Source organism: Bradyrhizobium sp. SZCCHNR1051 (genome assembly GCF_032489615.1).
GTDB lineage: Bacteria > Pseudomonadota > Alphaproteobacteria > Rhizobiales > Xanthobacteraceae > Bradyrhizobium.
Genome location: NZ_JAUEYJ010000009.1, coordinates 73,273 through 95,233, shown reverse-complemented (window position 1 = coordinate 95,233; position 21,961 = coordinate 73,273). Strand labels below are relative to the sequence as shown.

The following is a 21,961-nucleotide window of genomic DNA, read 5'->3' as shown; positions in this document are numbered from 1 at the left end:
GCGCGGCCATGCAAAAGCTTTGCGCTCCGAGGCAAGCGTCACTCGGGGCGGCAAGCTAAGAGAACAAAAATGGGAGGAAGCAGTCGCGGATGCCGATGCGGGCGTGCGTGATTTGCCGTGCCAGGGACTGCAGCAATGGGGGGAGGCCTGCCTTCACCGATGACGACGAGGTTCACGCGCCCTGTCGGCTCCATTGCTGACATCGTGGCGCTGGAGCGGCTGCCATATGACGCCCTCGTACCTGCGCGAAATCTGTATCACCTGTTCGAGGCGACCGCCCGATTGCATCCGGATCGGAAGGCCCTGACCGTTCTGATACCTCGTGAATCCCGCGAAATCAGCCTCACTCACCGTCAATTGCTCGCCGACATATCCCGCGCGGCGAACTTGTTCAGGGCGTCCGGCATCAGACCGGATGGACCGACCGTTGCATTCCTCTGCCCGAGCCTGCCGCAGGTCTTTCCGGCCTTGCTCGGCGCCCAGGTCGCGGGCGTCGCGAGCTCGATCAACTATCTGCTGAACGAGGACGCGATCGCCGATCTCCTCGAAGCGCAGAATGCAGCGTTGCTTGTGATCCCTTCGGAAGCCGACGATCCGGCGCTCTGGCACAAGGCGAACAAGGTCGCCGCACGGGTCGGATCTTTGCAGAAGATCCTCGTTCTAGGCGAGAGCCGCGACGCGAACGGCCGAATGGCCGTCTTTGACGAAGCCGCTTCGAGGCACCGAGATGCGCTCGATTTCGAACCGTCAAATGATCGGCGGTCGGTGTGCGCGCTCTTCCACACGGGAGGGACGACCGGACGTCCAAAGCTCGTCCGCCTGACACATGGCAACCAGATCCACGCCGCATGGGGCTTCGCCCAGGTTCACGGGCTCGACGAGTTTGACATCGCGCTGAACGGGTTTCCGCTGTTTCATGTTGGCGGCACCATGACTGCAGGTCTGTCGATTCTCGCCGCTGGCGGCCACGTGATCATTCCGTCACCCTACGGTCTGCGAGTCCCGGAGGTCATCCGCGACTATTGGTACGCTGTCGCACGACATCGCGTGACGATCGTGAGCGGCGTGCCGACCTCCATTGCGGCTTTGGCGGAGGTGCCGATCGGGTCCAGCGATATCAGCTCGGTCCGGATGGCGCTGACTGGCGGTGCGGTGCTCCCGAAGGCGGTCGGTGACCGTTTCCAGGCCAGGACGGGAGTGAGGTTGTTCGAGACTTATGGGATGACGGAGACCGCGGCGGCGATCGCGTTCAACCCGGGTCGCGGTGAGCCTCTTCAGGGCAGCGTCGGATTCAGGGCGCCGTTCTCGCGAACGAAGATCGTGGCACTGGGCGACCCGAAGCTGAGGAAGGAGTGTCCTCCGCTCACGAGCGGGCTGGTGCTGGCCAAGGGCCCGCAGGTATTCCCCGGATACGTCGATCCCACGCACAATGTCGGCGTCCTGACCGACGATGATTGGATCGTGACCGGCGATATCGGCTACCTCACCGCAGACGAGCGGCTGGTTCTCACAGGTCGGGAGAAGGACCTTATTGTTCGGAGCGGCCACAACATCGATCCCGCCGCCATCGAAGATGTCGCCAATGCATATCCTGGCGTGCAAATGAGCTCTGCCGTTGGCATGCCGGACGCCTACGCTGGCGAGGTGCCGATTCTCTTCATTGTGCCGTCGCCTCAGCAGACGATCGAGCTCGCGCGGCTCTGCGACTACCTCGAGCAGAATGTCCACGAGCCCCCCGCGCGCCCGAAGCGCGTGGTGGTGCTTGACGCGCTTCCAGTCACCGCCGTGGGCAAGATCTTCAAGCCGACGCTTCGCGATCTCGCCGTTCGGGAGAAGGTCAGGACGGAAGTCGATCGGATATTCGGTCCTGCAACCGCGGCAGACATCCAGGTCGACAAGGACGACAAGCTCAACACGGTCGTCTGCATTTCGGTCGAAACGATCGACAAGGTCGCGCTGGGCCGGCTTGCAGAGAGCCTGTCGGCGTTGCCGCAGACCTATCGTATTGAAGCGACACCGCCACGCGGGCGGGCGTAGTTGGGAATTGGTGAGAGCAACGATGAAGCACTTTCGGCTTGGTCAACAGGAGATCGTGTTCGCCGTCTTCGCGGCGCTGTTCCTGGCCTTCTCGATCTTCCTCAAGGGCTTCCTGACCGCCGACAACATGCTGACCCTGCTGCAGAACGTCGCCGTTCTCGGCATTCTCGGCCTGGCGATGGCCGTTGTCGTCATCGGGCGCGGCATCGATCTATCGCTCATCGCTGCCCTCGCGGTCCCCGGCGGGCTCGTCCTGCAGATGGTGCAGAACGGTCATTCGTTGCCGGCCTCCTTGCTCGCCGCCGGCCTCCTGGCCGTCGCCATCGGTCTCGTCAATGGCTGGCTGATCGCCTATGCGGAGGTGCCGCCGCTGTTTGCAACGCTCGCGACCGGGCTGTTTGTTGCAGGACTTGGGCAAGCGGCGCTGTTCCAGCTCGACGTCGTCCAATGGAGCGACGGCATGGCGGGATTCGAGCGGCTCGGGCAGGGCAGCATCCTTGGCATTCCGACGTCGATCGTGATGTTTGCGATCGCCGCAATCGCCGTGTTCTTCCTGCTGCGTCAGACCCGTTGGGGGGCCTTTATCTATGCGGTTGGTGACAATCCGTTCGCCGCACGGGTGACCGGCATTCCCTCGCGCCCGATTGTCGTGCTGCAATATGTGCTTGCGGCGGTGATCGGCTGCTTTGCCGGTCTCGTGATGGCGGCATCCGTCAACTCGATGCCCACCCGGATCTTCAACTCGACCATGATCTATGACGTGATCCTCGTCGTCGTGCTCGGGGGCATCGGATTGTCCGGTGGCCGCGGCGGCGTCGTGAACGTCATCATCGGCACGCTGCTGATCGGGACCATGCTGAACGGCATGACGATTCTGGATATTCCCTATGCCGGACAGAACCTGATCAAGGGCGTCGTCCTGCTGATCGCGGTGATCACGGATACGATCTTGAATCCGCGAAATGAAGAAACGGCCCAGCAAGGCGACATCTAGCTCAGTCCGAAAAATGAAAACATCAAACGGGAGAAAAAGACGATGCGCACACATAGCTTAGCATTTGGAAGTCTGGTGGCGGTGACGCTCGCGGCGGCTGCGGCGCCGGCGCTCGCGCAGCAGGGGCTTGACGAGCCCTTTCAGAAGACCTTTCGCGAGGCGCTTGCCGGCAAGACGGTCGCCTACGTGCCGGTCGCCATGAATTTCGATCTGACGGAGGGCTGGTACGCGGGCCTGAAGAAGGAGCTCGAACCCTACGGCGTCAAGTTCGAGATTCGTGATCCCAACTGGAACACCAACGCGGGGGCGCAGGCCGTTACCTCGCTGATCTCTGAGAAGCCGGCGGTCATGGTGATCCACAATCCCGACGTCCAGACCTATGCCAAGCTGTTGCAGCGCGCCGAAAACGAAGGGATCTACGTCATCCAGATCAACATGGGATCAGCCTATCGCAGCTCCGCGTTCGTCGGCGCGAACTGGATCGAGATCGGCGAACGCCAGACCGAGGGGGTGGTAAAGGCCTGTCAGGGCAAGTCGAACAAGATCGCGATCATTCAGGGGGCGCTGTCCGCGGCCGCCAGTGCCTACACACTCAAGGGCGTCGAGAACGTTCTCGCCAAGCATCCTGAAATCAAGGTGGTGTCGAGCCAGGCGGCCGATTGGGATGCGGCGAAAGCCAAGGCCATCACGCAGACCGTCCTGAAGCAGAATCCCGACCTGTGCGGCATCGTGGGCTTCTGGGATGGAATGGATATCGGCACTGCCGCTGCGATCAAGGAGGCCGGGCTCACCGGCAAGGTCTTCCTGGCAACATCGGGCGGTGGAGAGCGCAAGGGCGCCTGCGAGCTCGTGAAGAACGGCTCGTTCGATCTGAACATGAGCTACGACGTGCCGACGCAGGCGGCGCAGATGGCCGGAACGATCAAGTGGCTGCTGTCCTCGGGGGTGAAGGCGGGCTCGGTCAAGGGCTTCGAATACAGCACGCTCATTCCGATCACCAAGGAGAACGCAGACTCCCAGACGTCGTGCTGGAACCTCTCCGATCTCAAGAAGTGACGACGCTCCGCGGCGCGCGTTCCGGCTCGGCCGGGACGCGCATCAAGACGATTGCATAGGCAGTACCCATGGAAGGCAGATGCGCGAGACATTGACTCGGCTGCGATATCGCTACTGGCCCGACCATCTCCTCGGCGAGATCTTGTCCAAGAGGTGGACCGAAACCGCCGTTCCTGTGCTTCTGCTCCTGATCGTCGGCTTCGCATTGAGCCGGGTCCTGGAGCACTTTCTGTCCCCCGCCAGTCTCGCCGACACTGCGCGCCAGGCCGGAGAGATCGGTTTCATCGGTCTCGGAATGGGGCTTGTGGTCATCGTCGGCGGCATCGACCTGTCGGTCGGGTCGATGTTTGCCCTGACGGATTTCTGCGCGCTCTATCTCCTGGACGTTCTCAATTGGCCCGTTCCGGCAGTGGTCGTCGCGACCATGGTCGTCGGCGGGCTGCTCGGCGCCGTGAACGGGGTCTTGATCGGATATCTGAGACTTCGCGCCTTCATCGCCACGCTGATCACGCTGATCATCTATCGCTCGGCGTTCGATCTGCTGATTCAACGCTATTCGAACGCCATCGCGTCATCGCTTCCAGATATCCCCTCGTGGGATTTCATTGGCGGCGGGGATGTTCTGGGAATCCCGAGCGTCGCGCTGCTCTATGTCATCGTCGCCATCGTCGGCCATGTCTTTCTGACGCGGCTGCGGCCCGGCTGGCACATCACGGCGATCGGCGGATCGCGCCGCTCGGCCTACAATTCCGGCATTCCGGTGCGGCGGACCATCGCGCTCTGCTACGTCGCGAGCGGCGTTCTGACCAGCATCGGTGCGTTGTTCTTTGCCGCCCGCCTCGGAACCGTGGGCGGCGACATCGGCGTCGGCCTCGAGGTGATCGTCCTGACTGCAACCGTCCTCGGCGGGATCACACTGGGCGGTGGCAAGGGTTCGGTCGTCAAGTCGCTGGTCGGTGTGCTCATCGTCCTCCTGATGACCAACGGCTTGACCGCGATGAACGCGCGTGGCGGCGTCAACCGCATGGCGCTCGCGACGATCCTCCTGGCGGCCGCCATGGTCGATATACGCTGGCAGAAGAACCGCAACCGGATCATCAGCAAGGTCTACGTTGCCCCGACCTATCATGCGCTGCCGCCGCCACCCCCGACCGAGATCGGCAAGGGCGGGCCGTTCGAGCAGAACGACAAGCTTCGCGATGTGTCTCTCATCGGGCTCGGACGGATCGAGGCGCCGGAGGATGTCATTCTCGACCGCAACGACGTGCTCTATGCCGGCTCCCGTCACGGTGACATCATCCGGTTCTTTCCGCCGGACTACGAGCGGATGGAGGTGTTCGCCCATATCGGCGGCCAGCCGCTCGGAATGGCGTTCGACCGCCAGGACAATCTGTATGTCTGCATCGGCGGCATGGGTCTCTACCGCATCACGCCCGACGGGACCGTGGAGAAGGCCACCGACGAGACCAACCGAAGCCTGTATTCGGTGAATGACGACAGCCGTCTGCGGCTCGCCGACGACCTCGACATCACCGATGACGGACTGATCTTCTTCTCCGAGGCGACCGTTCGCTACGAGATGGATGAGTGGCCGGTCGACGGGCTGGAGGCCCGCGGCAACGGTCGCATCATCTGCTACGACACGAAGAGTGGAACGACCCATACCGTGCTGCGCGGACTTAAGTTTCCGAACGGCGTCGCTGTTGCCAGCGACGGTCACTCGATCTTGTTCGCGGAAACCTTCGGCTGCTCGATCAAGCGATACTGGTTCGCTGGTCCGAAGAAAGGCGCGGTCGAGACCGTCATGGACAACCTGCCGGGCTATCCCGACAACATCAATCTGGCGTCGGATGGCAACTATTGGCTGGCGCTGGTCGGCATGCGCAGCCCTTCGCTCGACTTGGCGTGGCAGATGCCGGGCTTCCGGCGGCGCATGGCCAAGCGGGTGCCGATCGACGAATGGCTATTTCCGAACATCAACACCGGGTGCGTCGTCAAGTTCAACGAGCAGGGCCAGATCCTGGAATCCCTCTGGGACCTCAAGGGCGTCAATCATCCGATGATTACCTCGATGCGGGAACACCGCGGTTATCTCTATCTCGGCGGTATCGCCAACAACAGGATCGGGCGCTTCAAGCTGGAGAACGCCGATCCCGACTTCGTCCACTACGATACACGCTGGAGGAGGCATTCGTGATCGCCGCCATCCGTGAATTCGCAAACCGCTTGCTCGGCCGTGGCGATGCGACCATCACCGTTCCGTCGTTCGACGGGGCGCTGAAGGCCAATCAAGTGCTGGAGGCAGCCGAAACGCTCCTCGAATGTGAAGCACCGGAGGATATTGCGTCCGACGGCCGTTCCCTTCTCATCGCCGACGGCGCACGACTCCTGCGTTGGGCCGGATCGTCGCCTACGGAGATCCGCAGGTTCGCGCGGCCGATCTCTGCGTTGGCGATGCTTCCGTCCGGCGGTCTGGCCGTTGCGATTGGCGGCACTGAGGTTCATTTCTATGACGACATCACCGCCAAGACCCCGGTCTCGACATTTACCGGTGAGTTGCGCGCCGTCAACGCGCTTGCGCCCGCAGGCGACGGCACCCTGATCGCAACCGATGGTTCGTCATCGTATGAGGTCGGCGATTGGGCGCGCGACCTGATGGAGCTCGGTGATACCGGCCGTGTCTTCAGGCTCGATCCGCGGACGCAGACGATGCAGCAGCTTGCGGGCGGGCTTCGCTACGCCTTCGGTGCCGTCGCAAACGGCAACGACGTGCTGGTCAGTGAAAGCTGGCGGCACCGTCTGGTCTCGATCGCACCCGGCGGCACGCGCACGGTCGTGCTCGGTCACCTGCCGGTCTATCCCTCCCGGCTTGCACCGGCGCATGGCGGCGGCTTCTGGCTGACGGCCTTTATCGCCCGCACGCAATTGGTCGAGTTCGTGCTGCGCGAACCGGCCTACCGGCGTCGCATGATTGCTGAGATCGAGCCTGACTATTGGGTGGCACCACGGCTCAGGTCCGGCCAGTCCTTCAAGGAACCGCTGCAGGGAGCGCACATCAAGACCATGGGTGTCATGAAGCCGTGGGCTCCCCCACGGTCGTACGGACTCGTCATCCGGCTCGGTGTCGACGGACTGCCGGTTTATTCGCTTCATAGCCGCGCTGATGGCGTCAATCACGGCATCGTCGCTGCCGTCGAATACGGCGGCGACCTCGTCATGATCGCAAAGGGGCCGGGCAGGGTGCTCAGGCTGCCCCTTGCAACCGTTGGCCGGGAGATCCTTCCATGAGCGAGGTCATCCTGTCCCTGTCGAAGGCAACCAAGCTGTATGCCGGCGTGCCAGCGATCGAGGGCGTCGATTTCGAGCTGCGGCGGGGCGAGATCCACGCGTTGGTCGGCGAAAACGGCGCAGGCAAGTCGACCTTGACCAAGGTCATGGCCGGTGTCGTGGCCTTGACGTCAGGTGCAATGACGGTCGATGGCGTCGCGGTGTCTCCCAGAACGCCGCTGGAGGCGCGGCATCTTGGCATCGCAATGGTGTTTCAGGAAAACAGTCTGGTGCCGACGATGACCGTGGCGCAAAACCTGTTTCTCGGTCAGGAGCGATTCTACAATCGGCTGCGCGGCATCTACATCGCGGCTCAGCAGTTCCTCCAATCTCTCAATTTCGACGTCGCGCCGACGGCGACCGTCGGCGGCCTGGGCGCGGCCAAGAAGCAGATGGTCGAAATCGCTCGCGCCGTGCTGCACAAGGCGAAAGTCATCATCTTTGACGAACCCACGGCGACGCTTACGCCAGAGGAGAAGAAGTATTTCTTCGATTTGGTGCGGGATTTGAAGAGGCGCGGTGTTTCGATCGTCTTCATCTCGCACGCGCTCGAAGAAGCCTTGCTGTTGGCCGATCGCATTACTGTCCTGCGGGACGGCAAGCACGTGGTCACCGACGACGCCTCGGGATTCGATCGAGCGCGCATCGTTCAGGCCATGGTCGGACGAAACCTCTCAAATACGCTCTATGGTGTGCGGAAGGACAAAGTGCGCCCGGCCGGCAGGCGCGTGTTGACAATACAGAATCTCAAAATGGCGCCGATGGTCAGGAACAACTCATTGTCGGTGTTCGCGGGCCAGATCACGGGCGTGTTCGGACTGGTCGGCTCGGGCCGAACCGAGACTTTTAAGATCGTCTCGGGTATTCTGAAGCGTGATTTCTTTCACGGTGGAGAAATTCTGCTCAACGACAAGTCTGTGCGATATCGCGTCCCCGCGCCGGCCGTGAAAGCCGGAATCGCCTACGTCACCGAAGACCGCAAGGTGGAGGGCTTTTTCGAGACGGCCTCGATCGCGCGCAACATCTATTTGGGTCTGCTTGCCAAGTTTCCGAAAGGGCGAGCCTGGTTGTCGCGTCGTGAAAGAAATGGGGTCGGCAAGACCTGGATCGAACGTCTCAAGGTTCGCGCCATCGGCGACGAGGTCAAGGTTGTCGAGCTTTCCGGCGGCAATCAGCAGAAGGTTGTCATCGCTAAATCGTTGATTCAGGATCCGGAGCTGATCATCTTCGATGAGCCGACGCGCGGGGTCGACGTCGGGGCCATCGTCGAAATTCACGAGTTGATCAACAGGCTCGCCGATGAAGGCAGAGCTGTGGTCGTGATATCCTCCTATCTGCCGGAAATTATAGCGCTATCCGATCGGATCCTGGTATCAAGGCAGGGCAAGGTCGTCGAAGAATTCTCGGCGATCGAAGCGACCGAAGAGAAGATCATGTATGCCGCCATCCACTGATGCGCGCGGCTTCCAATCGATCAGATCCCTTCAAGCGCACCGACGCCTTACTGGCGACACTCCCGATCGGCCTCACGGTGTTCTCCCGGCTCGGGGATCCAGGGCAACCTCGCCGACAAGGCGCTCGGGCTTGGCATTCCGGTGTGGACTCCTGGCCAAGGCGGCGCGTGAGCGCCGTCAACTCTGCAGGCCCTTTGCCTTGCTAAAGCGGCCCGCGACGATATCCCAAGCGACTCTCTGCACTCGTCATCGAGATGTATGTCTGCTTGAATCGCGTTGCACGTGGTGGCGCGGGAGCGGTCGTGGTCGTCTGACGCGCTGACCGCGCGACGATACCTGCAATCGGCAGCAATTGCTTCTCGTCACGGCCTCTTGGACTGGTCGTGCCTGTCGGCCTTTACGGCGTGGTGCGAGCGCGGCGTGGTGGGAACATCCCTGGTTCGTGCTGCCGCCTTGCACCGGTCTTTCGTCTACGAACTGTCCCCGCCAGTCTCGCTGCAAGACGTGACCCCGATCGGCCCCCGCGTTCAGCGTGGTCGGGATCACAGGAGCTTAGAGCCCTCGCTGCCCTCGTTCTCGAGCTGCTTGATGCGGATCGCTAGCGTTGAACGACAGGGCGTCGAGCTCCATCGGAGAGATAGTCGCGACCCTGCTCGAACCAGCTGGACCCCCTTCCGGATCTCGACTGTCCCAGGCCTTTCGCCGGGCGTGACGGACGTTTGGCAGCCAGGGGCACACATCGGCACACGCTTTTCTTCTCGGTGGCTTCTGATCTTTCGCCTGATCATCCCGCTCTCTTGTGCAGCCTCAGTGCACCATGTTTCTCCTGTGAGCTGAAGAGGCAGTGACGCACCTTGCCTCGTGATGGCTTGATCTGGCCGAAGGCCGGCTGGGCCTCGATCGCCTGAGCGCAACGCCGCCGGCCAACTTTCTTCCCCTGGACGGAACGTCCATTCCTCGCGGGACAAGAAAGTTGGCCGACGCCGTCCTCCGCTGCCGCTTCAGCCCTTCGGGTGCGCCGTCGCTCGCCGTTCGTCCGATATGCGCCATCGAGGCCGCGGTGGTCGCGGCCCGAACCAGCCAAGGAGAGACAACATGGCTTCCATCGGTTCCTTCAAGAAGGTCGGCGACGATTTCCAGGGCGAGATCATCACCCTGAGCCTCAAGGCCAAGGGTGTACGCATCGTCCCCGAAGCCAACCGCTCCAGCGAGAACGCGCCCAGCCACCGCGTCTATGCCGGGCGGGTCGAGATCGGCGCCGCCTGGGCACGTCACTCCGAGGAGGGACGCGACTATCTCTCGCTCAAGCTCGACGATCCTTCCTTCAACGCCCCGATCTACGCCAACCTGTTCGAGGACGAGGGCGGCGAGAGCTACACGCTCCTCTGGTCGCGGCCGCGCAAGACCGCCGAGTGAGCCGATCGCGCTCCGTCCGGATCTGCCGGGCGGGGCGCATCGCAGTCGGCCGGCCGCTCCGACTGCGCGGACTGTTCCTCGCCGGCCTGACCTTTGGGAGCAGGCGAGGCGTCATTACGCCAGCGAGCAGTTGCCGTCGGCCAGAGGGCGAAATGCGCGATCGGCCGGGATCGTGGCAACCACCTTGTAGTAATCGAACGGCTTTTTCGATTGCTCCGGCTCCTTGACCTCGACCAGATACATGTCGTGCGCGACCCGTCCGTCGACGCGCACGATCGTCTTGCCAAACAGCGGATCATCAAAGGCGCCAGCGTCGCGCATTGCCTCGATCACAGCTGCGCCGTCCTTGGCACTGCCGACCTTCTCGACGGCCCGCAGATAGGCCAGCGTGATGGAATAGGTGCCGGCCTAACTCATCGGGGCACTTTGCCGTTGTTGCGCCTGGCGAACCGCTCAGCGAAAACTCGAGTCTTGTCGTTCAGGTCCCTGTAATAGGCGGTGGTCAGCATGAGCCCGTTCGCCGCCTTCAGGCCGAGCGCATGGAGCGACATCGCTGGAACCCGCAGCTAAGTACGTATGGACTGATCTACGGCGACCAATTCGACTATATTCCCGTCGGGGTCAGTGATGTAGATTGATCGCCAACCAATCCATCGATGCTCATAAGTATTTGGGGAGAAGCCTGCGCTTGTGAGTGCATCGAGTGCTTTGGAATATTCCAACAGCGGTATCTCTAGCGCGAAATGATGCAGTGTCGGCGCGTGGATGTCTGATTCACTCCAGGTCGTGCCGGCCCTATTCGATGGTTGATCAACACGGAACAGACCAACGATACGTTCGTGCCCCTCGAACCCAGTTTCAATCTTCAAGAACGCGATACGATCTTCGAAGGTGCGGAGGACCTCAAGGCCGAGAATGTCTCGGTAGAAGCTGATTGCACGAGGAATGTCACGCACCCGAAGCACAACTTCCCCTAAACCTCGGGGACGAACAAGTGCGGCCATTTTAGTCACCTTCAGCAGCGTAGCACGACCCTGCAAGGATAGCCCGACCAGCTAATTCCGCAACGGGTCCAGGCCGGTCCATCGCGTAATTCTCACTCTGCCCAATGTCCGAGGTCGGTCATGATCGGTCTTGTCATCGCTTGAATTGGACGCAGGTCCGTCTCCAATATTCTCAAAGCGGACTCGGGATTGGAAGGGGCTCGTGGCTGAAAATGACCAGTCTCACTAGCTGAGGAGGCCAACATGACCGATATCCCAAGCGCCGTCCCTGCCGTCTCGAAACACGCTCCTTGGAACAAGGCAAAGATCGTCGGCGCAAAGCCGCCGCTCCGTCCGAAGCACGACGCATCACCGACAACAAGGGCCGCTTGCTCGCACATGGCACAACGCGTGCCTTATCTTTCAAGGCTAGAATCGAGGCAATTACTAGCTTCCGGCAGGCGCTGTTTGCGAAAGCCGCTTTGGGTCGATTTCGTTGAAAAAGTCAGCAGTTGCGACGCAGAGATATCGGTGATTCAGTCTGTCTAGTGGGCAGGACTGAAGGTCATGATGGGGCATCGGCAAGTCGAACAGGCTGCGTTGTTCTATGAGTTCTCGCTGGAAAGGCACATCCCAGCCGACCACCTCGTGCGGTCGATCGATAGGTTCGTCGACCTTGAGGACTTACGGCGGGAGCTGGCGCCGTTCTACAGCAACATCGGGCGGCCCTCGATCGATCCGGAGCTGATGATCAGGATGCTCTTGATCGGCTATTGCTTTGGCATCCGATCGGAACGGCGCCTCTGCGATGAAGTCCATCTCAATCTGGCATACCGCTGGTTTTGCCGGCTGGGTCTAGATGGAGCTGTCCCCGATCACTCGACGTTCTCGAAGAACAGGCACGGCCGCTTCCGTGAGAGCGATCTCTTCCGTCGCGTGTTCGAGACCGTCTTGCGCCGCTGCATCCGGGAGCGCCTGATCGGCGGCGAAGGGTTCGCAGTCGACGCTAGCCTGATCAAGGCGGATGCCAATCGGCAGAAGGGAATCGAAGGCGATAAGAGGCTTCCGCCGGAGGCTGCGGGTCGAGCGATCGACGAGTATCTTGCCGTTCTTGATGATGCCGCGTTCGGTGCCGCGACGGAGGTCACGCCCAAGTTTGTATCGCCCTCCGACCCGGCGGCGCGCTGGACGGGAGCGCACGGCGGCCAAGCTTTCTTCGCCTACTCGACGAACTATCTGGTCGACGTCGAGAATGCGATCATCGTCGATGTCGAAGCGACCGCGGCGATCCGCCAGGCAGAAGTATTGGCCGCCAAGCGCATGATTGAGCGTTCAATCGAAAGGTTCGATCTTTATCCAAACCGGCTTCTCGGCGACAGCGCCTATGGCTCCGCTGAGATGCTCGGGTGGCTGGTCTACGAGCACGGGATCGAGCCGCACGTGACCGTCTTCGACAAGTCGGCCCGCACCGACGGGACCTTCTCGCGTGAGGCCTTCACCTACGACCATACCAGGGACGTCTATCGCTGCCCCGCTGGCAAACCCCTCACCACTACAGGGACGCTGGTGAACAACGACACGACGGTCCTCTACCGTGCGAGCAAGCGCGATTGTCAAGCATGCTCTCTAAGAAGCAGGTGTTGCCCCAACACCCCGGCTCGAAAAGTGCCGCGCTCGATCTACGAGGGCGCTCGCGACATGGCACGCGAGATCGCAAGCTCATGGGAAGGCCGCACTTCACGCCGGCTCCGCAAGAAGATTGAGATGCTGTTCGCGCATCTCAAGCGCATCCTCAAGCTAGATCGGCTGCGACTAAGAGGGCCGAACGGCGCACGCGACGAGTTCACCCTCGCTGCAGCCGCTCAGAACCTTCGTAAGATGGCCAAGCTGATCCCGATGCCCGCGCTGACGCCCGCGTGAACCACAACGCGCCAATTCGTCCTCGAAACAGATGGCGTTCACGACGAAACTACTGCCGACTTTTTCAACGGAATCGGTCAAAAGCGTTCCTATGATCCTTTGACGGCCTGCTTCCAGTCCGCTCCGGGAGCGGACGTCGCGAGCGCCAACCGAGAAGATCCGCGAGGCGACGTCTCGAATCGGGCTCTCGGCCGGGCCATCTCAGCGCTCCTGAAATAGTCGCGCGGCGTGCCGTTGACGCGCACGCACTCGACTCAGAAAGGTGCCGAGGTGTCTATTCGTCGTCGACCCAAGCGCAACGATGCTAAGGGAGTCGCTTTAGTGCCTTCCTCCCAATCGATACGCGGCCGTCACTCATCATTGTGGGGCCGCCGTCCTTCTCAGCAGCGACATGTCTCGGCTACGTGGGGCACCGAATAGTGGCCATTAAACCAGAAATGGATTGGCTCTGCCGATTGCTAGGCCATGCTGGGGTACTGTGGATGGAGGACCGAAGCACGTCTGGCAAGGCGAACCGGGTTCGCATTCCACACATCCCGGTGCCCTAATCGACCCATAGCTTTGCCCTTCGAGGGCAGGATGGGTATGTCCGCCGAAGCCTACGGCTTGCTGTTCTGCCAGATCCCTGAGAGCGGGTTCGGCAGCGGGACATAATCGCGCGTGTTCTAAAGGGCAGATCGAGGGTGAAGATGGTAAAAGGGTCGCGCCGGCCGGGCTGTCGTGAACGGAGTCGCTAGCAAGTATGGACGCGTCTCCGCCATTCGGCTTTCATCCCTGGCGCATCATGATGGATCGCTCGCCGGGGGCAGTCGGTCCCGCGTCCCGGCTTCGCCGTCGCATGCTGACGCTCCTGCGGCTGCCCTCTTGACTGGTCTCGCGATCGCAGTCGGTCCCGCGCCGCAAAGCGGCGCTCCTGCGGCTGCTCTTTCGCGTTCCGCGCCCTGGCGGCTGATCGCCGCGCCTTCTCTTCAAAGAAGATCCCAGGGCAAAGAGGTTCCCAGGAGCAAGCGGCGCCTCGCGTAAGGCGGCTTCGATTCCCTTGATCTCTATCGTGGTAGGCGTTCGCCCAGCGGCGATCATTCATTCCGACCTTCGGCCGGACGCACGAGGCTGCGGATCGTGAGCTCGTCGTGTAGATGCCGAAATCTGGCAGGCTCACCTCCGCGATGCTTGGCCGGCCTGACCACTTTGTGCGCGACCGATCGTCTTGCAGTCCGGCTGTCCGAAGCCGTGCCGCGTGGTCTAGAATCGTTTTCCTTTGGTTCCGTCAGCTTCGCGGCAGCGACGCTACAACGCCACCCGATGACTCCACACGAGCGAGCGCTTCGAGTCTCGGACGCGGAAAAGGTTGTCGCCGGGAGCTGTAGGATTGGGGCGCAAGGCGAGCCCGTCTTTGTGCAATCCGCCGGCTCGTTCAGGCCGCAGGTATATCTTCCTTGGCCGGCCCGCGTGCGACGATCTCGAGCGCGCCATCGGGCAATGGACGTTGCAGCTCCTTGGCCTCGTTCCATGGCGCACGCAGCCAGACCTCCCTCTCTTCTTCTGTCGTCAGGATGACCGGCATCGCCTTGGGGTGGATAGGTGCGACCACGGCGTTGGGCTCCGTAGTCAGGAAGCCGTAGACCAAATGAGGGCCTGGCAGCGGCTTGGATTTCGTGCCGCGGTCGCCTTTGAACTCGGTCCAAATGCCCGCGAAGCTGGTCAAGGGGCGATCATCAGACAAGGCAAACCAGACCACGTCCTTCTTCTTCGTCTCCGGGTTCGGCTCGGGCGCATATTCGGCGAAGCTGTTGAAAGGCACAAGGCACCGGTTCTCGGGCTTGAGCCAGCCGCGCCAATGCGGAGACGACGTGTTGCGGATGTTGGTCACGGGTGGCCCGCCAGTCCGCGGAGGTGGTGGCATTCCCCACCGCATCATCATCATCTCGCGGTCGTCTCCGGTGCCGCGAATGATCGGAGCCGGATAGTCGGGGAAGACGCCCGGCATCGAGGGGAGATTGCCCGCGAACTGGCGAACGATCCGAAAAAGCGCGGCGATGGCGGCCTGATTGGTGGTGATCGAGTAGAGATTGCACATCGTCAAGATGATCCCGGAACCAAGCGTCTCGCGGTCGGCATGTGGTGAGAGTAGATGTGCTCGGTACTTGTCTTCAGGTCGATCACCGCGCCGCAGAAGCAGCGCGAGCAACCTGACTTGGTTTGGGTCGGCTGAGGACATCCGGCCTCCCGCATCTGATCCTTCCAGGCGACGAAGGCCCGGTGCTGGCGCCATTCGTCGAAATCTTGCTGTGACCGATTCGATAGGAAGACGTTCCATGCTGCCTGGAACGCGTCGCGCGCCTGCTCATAGGTGCTGGCGCCGCCAAGCTGTTGCTCGCCTGGGTGACTGCCTGGATAGAAGCCGCAGAACCACTGCCAGACGGGCGAACCGGAGGGGCCTTCGGGGCGCTCTGCAATCGTTCCCGCCTCGACGTCTCCGAAGTAAATGCGCCAGGTCTCGTTTGGCGAGTGCGGATCGCGGCGACGGGTGAGTGTAGGCATGCCGCATTGATTCCAGTCCCGCGGCTGAAAGTGAAGCCGCTACGCCTTGGGTGCAACTACATCGTCGTCCTCAATCTCTGGGACGGGCGCTTCGGGAACCTGAACGGGAGCGCTTGGTCTTGAGCTCGATCGAGAGCTGGATTCCACAGCGCTGTGCGCTCCTGTTTGGCGGCGAGAGGTCGTGGCCACTCTGCCGCTCACGGAACTCCATTTGGAAAGACGGTTCTCAGATACCGATCGTCAGCCCTCCCCGCGCGGGAATTCGCGAGCGTCGCCGGCGCTTTGGCAACATCGGCCGTGAGTATTATTCTCAAGATGAAATGTGGACGTGCGTCGGCTACACGAACGCAGGCGACGAGCCAAGCGTGAGCGAGCGCTTGCAGCAAAACGCCTTGGATTAGACGCAAGCGCTTCATGGTGGCGGCAAAGACGCGTCGAATTGTCTTCTCAAACAGCTCCGGCTTTGCCGGCATTTCAACACGGACATCTTTCTCTCACGCGGGAGCGACAGCTGAAGACGTTTGGAAGGCGGTCTCGTGCCCGGATCTCGACGGGGTCCGTGCTGCTTTTTCAGGTCGACAGGTTGTGTTCGCTCCAAACAGGTTCTGACCAATGCCCATTCCACCGCTCGATCCCGCTGTCGCCGACCTCGCGCCGACTGATTCCGTTCTGACAGCCTATGATGAAGAACATGCTGTGACGTATCTCCGCCTTCTGGATGCAGCATCCGAGGGCGCGGACTGGGAGGAGGTTGCCCGGCTCGTCTTGCACATCGATCCGGTCAACGAACCCCAGCGTGCCCGCCGCGCCTTCGATAGCCATCTGGCGCGGGCGAGGTGGATGTCTGAGAAGGGTTATCATCAGTTGCTACGCGGATCGGATCAGACGTAGCTTTGAGCTCCTGAGGCTGCGGCAGGCCCGCTTGGACTGGAAACAAGCCGCGGTCCGTCGCGAGCATGGACGGGCTCGCGAGATCATACGCAGGCAACCAAACTCAAGTTGCGGTAGAAGCGATCGAACATGCGGCGCAGCTTCAGCCAGCTTCGAAGCCGCCTTCCGGCATGCGCCGCGATCCACGGTCTTGGCCGTCACTCAGATCCTTCTCCAGGCGACTGAGGGCGTGGACAAGAGATCAGGGCGGAAGCCGCACGCGGAGCGTCCCTGGGTCGCGCCTGAGGCATCATCTGGCTGCCGCTCGCGCTTGATCCTGCCGGTGGGTCTGCGAGCTCACCCAATGGCAGCGGGCGGGCGATCGCTATCCGAGGATTTTCGGAACTGCCCTTGAGCGCGGCATTCAGCATGCCACTGATCGGCCTCCCATGCTCAGCTGCACTGGTCACCGGTGAAAAGACGGCTCGTGGCCGATAGGGGCTGTCACTAAGGCCGCGCCCGCCGCCGCAAAGACGAGTCGCTTCCTTGAGGCGAGGGGGTGCCGAAACCGCGCCCCTCGATCTCCGGCATCCCCCCTCGCTGCCCTGCGCGTCGATCATGTCCGTCGACGCGCCGAACGACCCGTGAGGGCGCGAACCTGTCCCGGAGGATGCTCGATGCCCGATCCGATAGCCGGTCCCCCGCCGCGCTTTCTTCGTACACCCGAAGCTGCGCGTTACCTTGGACTGTCCGGCCGCACCCTGGAAAAGCACCGCACCTACGGCACCGGCCCCTTATATCGCAAGATCGGCGGCCGCGTCGTGTATGCGCTCGACGATCTGAAAGCCTGGGCCGATCGCGGCACCAAGACGTCGACGGCTGATCCCGGCCAGGGCACCGTTCTGCCGGCGAAGCGACATCCAGGTCTCATTCCCTATGCAGGGCAGGAGCGTCGCGCGTCGCGGGCTGGGCGGGCTTGAACGTGCGAGGTTTGCGCAAATCCGAGCGCGATCAGCTCGATCTGTTTCGCGCGCTGCCTGGCGATCTGGCGCCGCGCGATGCGCAGGATCTGATGGCCTATCCGTTCTTCTCGCTGGCCAAGAGCAAGCGCGTCGTGCCGATCGACTTCCGCGCGGGGCCTGTCGCCATTCGGGTCGAGGCCGTCCCCGAACATGGCATGGCGACGATCTGGGACGCGGATGTTCTGATCTGGGCGGCGTCACAGATCGTCGAGGCTCGCGACGCCGGACTGAAGACGTCGCGCCTGATGGCCGCCACGCCGTATGAGATCCTGACGTTTGTCGGTCGCGGCACCGGCGTGCGTGACTACGACCGTCTGAAGGCAGGACTTGATCGGCTGCAGTCGACGACCGTGCTCACCTCGATTCGTCAGCCGGCCGAGCGGCGGCGGCACCGCTTCTCCTGGATCAACGAGTGGAAGGAGACGGCGGATGCCCATGGCAGGCCGTCCGGATTGCAGCTGATCCTGCCGGACTGGTTCTATTCGGGCGTCATCGATGACGCGCTCGTGCTGACGATTGATCGGGCCTATTTCGCGCTGACGGGCGGGCTGGAGCGCTGGCTGTATCGCCTCGTGCGCAAGCATGGCGGCCATCAGGATGGCGGCTGGAGCTTCGATCTCGGCTATCTGCATGCCAAGTCCGGCAGCCTCTCGCCGCTGAAGCATTTCGCCTACGACCTTCGCGAAATCGTCCGCCGCCAGCGCCTGCCGGGCTACGAACTGGTCCTCACCCGCGATCCAAACGGCACCGAACGGCTGAACTTCGCAGCCGCCGTTACTGACCCGGTCGCAAGGCGTTTCGCCAGGCATCGCCCCTCGAGCTCCGCAGGGGACAAGCTGTGAATTGTCTCGTGCTATCGGGGACCGGAGGACGCGTGCCATCGAGGACCGGATCGTCGTGCCATCGGGGACCGAAGTCGACCCTAAGCCTTTGGTCTGGCGCGTCCTTTCCGCCTTCTAACTTACCTAACCGCAAAATCCTTCGGATTTTGTCTAACGGGCCCGCGCTTTGGGGCGCCGGTGCACGCTGGCTTCTCCTGCTGTCGACAGCGGAGACCGCGCGAGACGCCCCCGGTTTCCTCATTCCCGGCCCGCAGAGCCGTCCAGATTTCGTCAACCTCAGAGTTTGCCAATGAGCGAGCTGACGCGTGTCCAATTGCTATGGCTGCAGGGAAAGATCGAAAACCGCATACGCTTCGGTCGAACTGTGCGGGAGCTTCGCCTCGACCATTATCGCCGGGAGGTCGCGTTCACGCCGGGAAGCGTCTTTGCGTTCGTGCGCTGGTCGTCGAACGATTACGGCACGGTGCTGTCGCGGATCAACGTTCTGCAGGCCGTTGGCCCCGGAGAAGCCTGTGCGACCGTGCCCTTCGTCGCTCCGGGAGCAGCGATCCTGTTGCAGGTGTTTGGCTGGCCGAAGGTCGAGCGGGTGCTGCAGCAGATCGACGCGATCGAGGCGCTCGGCATCGATCCGGCGGATGTCGCACCGGATCATTGGTGGCACGTTCAGAACCGCATGGCCGCCGGACAACCGCCGCGTCCCTACACGGATCTGCGCCATCGGGCCTGGCTGCATCGAAGGACGATCATGCCATGACGAAAGGGCTTGTCATTGGCGTCGCGATGCTCGCCGGGGTGTGGCTCGTGACGGAGGTCGGGCGACCAAGGTTGCGTCCGCTGCTCATCTGGAATGTCTCCGGCAGCGTTCCGATCGGCCTCTATCTGGTTCGGCCGGTCCGGCAATGGGTCACCAACGAGATCGTCGTTGTCCTGCCCCACGGCGTGTTGGCCGGATGGCTTGCGGACGAAGGCTACCTGCCGAGGGGCGTACCGATGCTGAAGCGCATTCTTGCTCTTCGCGGCCAGGCCGTTTGTCGTCGCGAGCATGTCATCCTGATTGATGGAGTCGAAGTCGGCATCGCGCAAGAGAGCGACAGACAGGGCCGGCCGCTACCGGCTTGGCAGGGATGCCGCATCGTCGGCGATGCCGAGCTCTTTCTGATGAACAGGCAATCGGATAGTTCGCTGGATGGACGCTATTTCGGTCCGACGGCGACATCGGACGTCATCGGGCGTGCCATTCCCGTGTGGACGAGGCAGCCGTGATGATGCACGCGTTCTGCGCACGACCTGCGAACGTCATGCCGACGTTGATGAGCAGCCGCTGCGATCGGAAACGGTCGTCATTGAGGTCGGCACGAGAGGCTTTGAATGACAAAGCCGACCGCAGCGGAATTCCTCGCGACGTTATCATGCGGTGCGATGCGTCGGCCTCAATGATGATTGTCCGTCGCAGTCTTTACGGTCGCCGATGCTTCGCTGTTGTTTCCGGCACGCCGGCGCGGGGCGTCGGACCGAGAGCCGAGGCGAGGGTCCAAAGCCAGCCGCAAGCTGCCGACGGTCGACTGCAAGATAAAAGCGGCTCGCCTGTTGATCAGCAAGCCGTTGACATGGCTCGCGTTCAACCGTGCCGTCCGGTCGGAGCGCGTGTCGCGCTGATGCTCTTTCTCAACAACATCAATGCTGCTTTCGGCACTATAGCCTCAATCCTTGCCGCGGGGTGCCGCGCATGAGCACCAGAGACCGCGAATTCCGCATCCGTCCGGGGCGCGTCCGTCAGGCGCGTGAGAGGAAGGCCAGGAGCTTCATCAATCGCGTCCTGCGCGCGGCGAACGCCGCGGGGCACGTCACGCTGCCCTCGGCGATCGACGGACGCCGGCCGGCCCGCACCCATTCGACCTTCGGCCGCGGCCGTCTCAGCTTCAGTCGCGAGCGCCTCTTTGCCTCAGGCCGCCGCGTCACGGTGAAGGCCCGCATCGCAAGGCACAAGGGCCACGCGTTTCGGTCGGCGCCGCTGGCGATGCATCTGACCTATCTCAAGCGGGAGGGGGTCACCCGCGACGGCGAGCCGGCAAGGATGTTCGATGCGCGAGCTGATCACGCCGACGAGGCCGCCTTCGAGGCGCGGAGCAGCGACGACCGGCATCATTTCCGCTTCATCGTCTCGCCAGAGGACGCAGCCGATATGGTGGACCTCAGAGCGTTCACGCGCGATCTGATGCGGCAGATGGAAGCTGATCTGTCGACGCGTCTCGAGTGGATCGCGGTTGATCATTGGAATACGGACCATCCGCACGTTCATGTGCTCGTACGCGGTGTCGATCAGACGGGCGCAGATCTCGTCATCGCCCGCGACTATATCGGCCGGGGCCTGCGCTCCCGGGCCGAGGAGCTGGTGGCGCTCGAGCTCGGTCCGAAGCCTGAGCACGACATCCGCAACGCACTGGAAAGAGAGATCACCGCGGATCGCTGGACACGGCTCGATCGCGAGATCCGCATGGCCTGCGATGAGGTGGGGGCCATCGATCTCCGTCAGCGGGTGGCAGCGGGTCCTGATCCCGAGGTCCACCGCCTGATGCGAGGGCGCCTGCAATATCTGGAGCGCCTGGGACTGGCAGCGGCGGCCGGACCCAACGAGTGGATGGTCGAGCTTGGCGCAGAGCGACAGCTCCGCGAGCTCGGCACGCGTGGTGATATCATCAGGACCATGCATCAGGCGTTCGCTCGCCGTGGTGAGGAGCGGAGCGCTGCGGACTACGTCATCGACGGGATCAACAGTCCATCATCGATCATGGGGCGGTTGGTCGACCGTGGACTCCACGACGAGCTGACCGGCGAAGCCTATGCCGTGATCGATGGCATCGACGGCCGCGCCCACCACGTTCGCTTCCGCGGGATCGAGGCCTTTGCGCAGGCGCCTCAGCCTGGCGGCATTGTCGAGATCAGGCGCTTTGGCGCTGCGGACGAGGCGCGGCCGACCCTGGTCCTGGCGACGCGCTCGGACCTGGCCCTGGCCGATCAGATCAAGGCCGAGGGAGCGACCTGGCTCGATCATCGGCTGGTCGAGCGTGAACCTGTCTCCCTGGCCCTCGGCGGATTTGGCGCGGAGGTGAGGAGCGCGCTGCGCAGCCGGGCAGAGTGTCTCGCGGACCGGGGACTGGCGCAGAGACATGGCCAGCAGATCGTCCCGCAACGGGATCTTCTGAAGACACTACGCAGGCAGGAGCTTGAATCCGTGGGCGCGCGGCTGTCGGCGACCAACGGCGCGCCGCAGCTGAAGGTCGACCCCGGCCAACAGGTTGCGGGCATCTACCGCCAGCGACTTGTCCTGGCCTCCGGCCGCTTCGCCATGATCGACAATGGTCTCGGTTTCTACCTCGTCCCGTGGTCGCGCGACATCGATCACCGGCTCGGTCAGAAGGTCACGGGCCTTGCGAAGGCCGCTGGCATCGACTGGCAGCTTGGTCGCAAGCGCGACCTCGGTCTTTAGCACTCGGGAGAC

18 protein-coding genes are annotated in these 21,961 nt (G+C 62.5%); 14 read left to right on the top strand and 4 right to left on the bottom strand.

Annotated elements, in window-relative coordinates; genetic code table 11:
- The first annotated feature begins 159 nt into the window (after positions 1-159).
- The 7 genes from QW868_RS13075 (at position 160) to QW868_RS13045 (ending at position 10,284) form a co-directional block, all read left to right on the top strand.
- Positions 160-2,037 (top strand): AMP-binding protein, encoded by a 1,878-nt coding sequence (locus QW868_RS13075; protein ID WP_316165466.1) that lies wholly within the window; start codon positions 160-162, stop codon positions 2,035-2,037.
- Between the two features lie 22 nt (positions 2,038-2,059).
- Positions 2,060-3,031 (top strand): ABC transporter permease, encoded by a 972-nt coding sequence (locus tag QW868_RS13070; RefSeq protein WP_316165465.1) that lies wholly within the window; start codon positions 2,060-2,062, stop codon positions 3,029-3,031.
- Positions 3,032-3,073: 42 nt separating this feature from the next.
- Positions 3,074-4,087 carry a sugar ABC transporter substrate-binding protein gene (locus QW868_RS13065; RefSeq protein WP_315754945.1) on the top strand — a complete coding sequence of 338 codons (1,014 nt, stop codon included), beginning with the start codon at positions 3,074-3,076 and terminating at the stop codon, positions 4,085-4,087.
- Between the two features lie 79 nt (positions 4,088-4,166).
- Positions 4,167-6,284: an ABC transporter permease gene (locus tag QW868_RS13060; RefSeq protein ID WP_316165462.1), complete on the top strand. Its 2,118-nt coding sequence runs from the start codon at positions 4,167-4,169 to the stop codon at positions 6,282-6,284.
- Positions 6,281-7,375, top strand: coding sequence for a hypothetical protein (locus QW868_RS13055; protein WP_316165461.1), 1,095 nt, complete (start codon positions 6,281-6,283; stop codon positions 7,373-7,375). Before QW868_RS13060 ends, QW868_RS13055 begins: the two co-directional genes overlap by 4 nt.
- Positions 7,372-8,868, top strand: coding sequence for a sugar ABC transporter ATP-binding protein (locus tag QW868_RS13050; RefSeq protein WP_316165460.1), 1,497 nt, complete (start codon positions 7,372-7,374; stop codon positions 8,866-8,868). The genes QW868_RS13055 and QW868_RS13050 overlap by 4 nt, the downstream gene beginning before the upstream one ends.
- Positions 8,869-9,963: 1,095 nt before the next feature.
- Entirely contained in the window at positions 9,964-10,284 is a 321-nt protein-coding gene (locus QW868_RS13045) for a DUF736 domain-containing protein (protein ID WP_316165459.1), read from the top strand.
- A 114-nt stretch (positions 10,285-10,398) separates the two neighbouring features.
- On the opposite strand, the gene QW868_RS13040 is transcribed toward QW868_RS13045, so the two are convergent.
- The gene (locus tag QW868_RS13040) at positions 10,399-10,662 is read right to left on the bottom strand and encodes an ABC transporter substrate-binding protein (RefSeq protein WP_316165803.1); all 264 of its coding nucleotides are present in this window, start codon (positions 10,660-10,662) and stop codon (positions 10,399-10,401) included.
- Positions 10,663-10,850: 188 nt separating this feature from the next.
- Positions 10,851-11,288 (bottom strand): VOC family protein, encoded by a 438-nt coding sequence (locus tag QW868_RS13035; protein WP_316165457.1) that lies wholly within the window; start codon positions 11,286-11,288, stop codon positions 10,851-10,853.
- A gap of 546 nt (positions 11,289-11,834) precedes the next feature.
- On the opposite strand from QW868_RS13035, the gene QW868_RS13030 reads away from it, so the two are divergent.
- Positions 11,835-13,187, top strand: a complete 1,353-nt coding sequence (locus tag QW868_RS13030; protein WP_316230701.1) for an IS1182 family transposase — start codon at positions 11,835-11,837, stop codon at positions 13,185-13,187.
- A gap of 1,414 nt (positions 13,188-14,601) precedes the next feature.
- Here QW868_RS13030 and QW868_RS13025 read toward each other — a convergent pair.
- Both QW868_RS13025 and QW868_RS13020 read right to left on the bottom strand, forming a co-directional pair.
- Positions 14,602-15,264 carry an SOS response-associated peptidase gene (locus QW868_RS13025; RefSeq protein WP_315718658.1) on the bottom strand — a complete coding sequence of 221 codons (663 nt, stop codon included), beginning with the start codon at positions 15,262-15,264 and terminating at the stop codon, positions 14,602-14,604.
- Between the two features lie 2 nt (positions 15,265-15,266).
- Entirely contained in the window at positions 15,267-15,728 is a 462-nt protein-coding gene (locus QW868_RS13020; RefSeq protein ID WP_316171875.1) for a hypothetical protein, read from the bottom strand.
- 612 nt (positions 15,729-16,340) lie between these two features.
- On the opposite strand from QW868_RS13020, the gene QW868_RS13015 reads away from it, so the two are divergent.
- The 6 genes from QW868_RS13015 (at position 16,341) to QW868_RS12990 (ending at position 21,949) form a co-directional block, all read left to right on the top strand.
- Positions 16,341-16,619 (top strand): DNA -binding domain-containing protein, encoded by a 279-nt coding sequence (locus QW868_RS13015; protein ID WP_315718652.1) that lies wholly within the window; start codon positions 16,341-16,343, stop codon positions 16,617-16,619.
- Positions 16,620-17,275: 656 nt separating this feature from the next.
- The gene (locus QW868_RS13010; protein WP_315770026.1) at positions 17,276-17,578 is read left to right on the top strand and encodes a helix-turn-helix domain-containing protein; all 303 of its coding nucleotides are present in this window, start codon (positions 17,276-17,278) and stop codon (positions 17,576-17,578) included.
- 2 nt (positions 17,579-17,580) lie between these two features.
- Complete coding sequence (locus QW868_RS13005; RefSeq protein WP_315770028.1) at positions 17,581-18,462, top strand: replication initiator protein A; 882 nt, start codon at positions 17,581-17,583, stop codon at positions 18,460-18,462.
- 289 nt (positions 18,463-18,751) lie between these two features.
- Positions 18,752-19,216: a DUF2840 domain-containing protein gene (locus tag QW868_RS13000; protein ID WP_315828462.1), complete on the top strand. Its 465-nt coding sequence runs from the start codon at positions 18,752-18,754 to the stop codon at positions 19,214-19,216.
- Positions 19,213-19,725, top strand: coding sequence for a S26 family signal peptidase (locus QW868_RS12995; RefSeq protein ID WP_316171880.1), 513 nt, complete (start codon positions 19,213-19,215; stop codon positions 19,723-19,725). Before QW868_RS13000 ends, QW868_RS12995 begins: the two co-directional genes overlap by 4 nt.
- A 463-nt stretch (positions 19,726-20,188) precedes the next feature.
- Complete coding sequence (locus tag QW868_RS12990; RefSeq protein ID WP_316171874.1) at positions 20,189-21,949, top strand: relaxase/mobilization nuclease domain-containing protein; 1,761 nt, start codon at positions 20,189-20,191, stop codon at positions 21,947-21,949.
- Positions 21,950-21,961 lie beyond the last annotated feature (12 nt).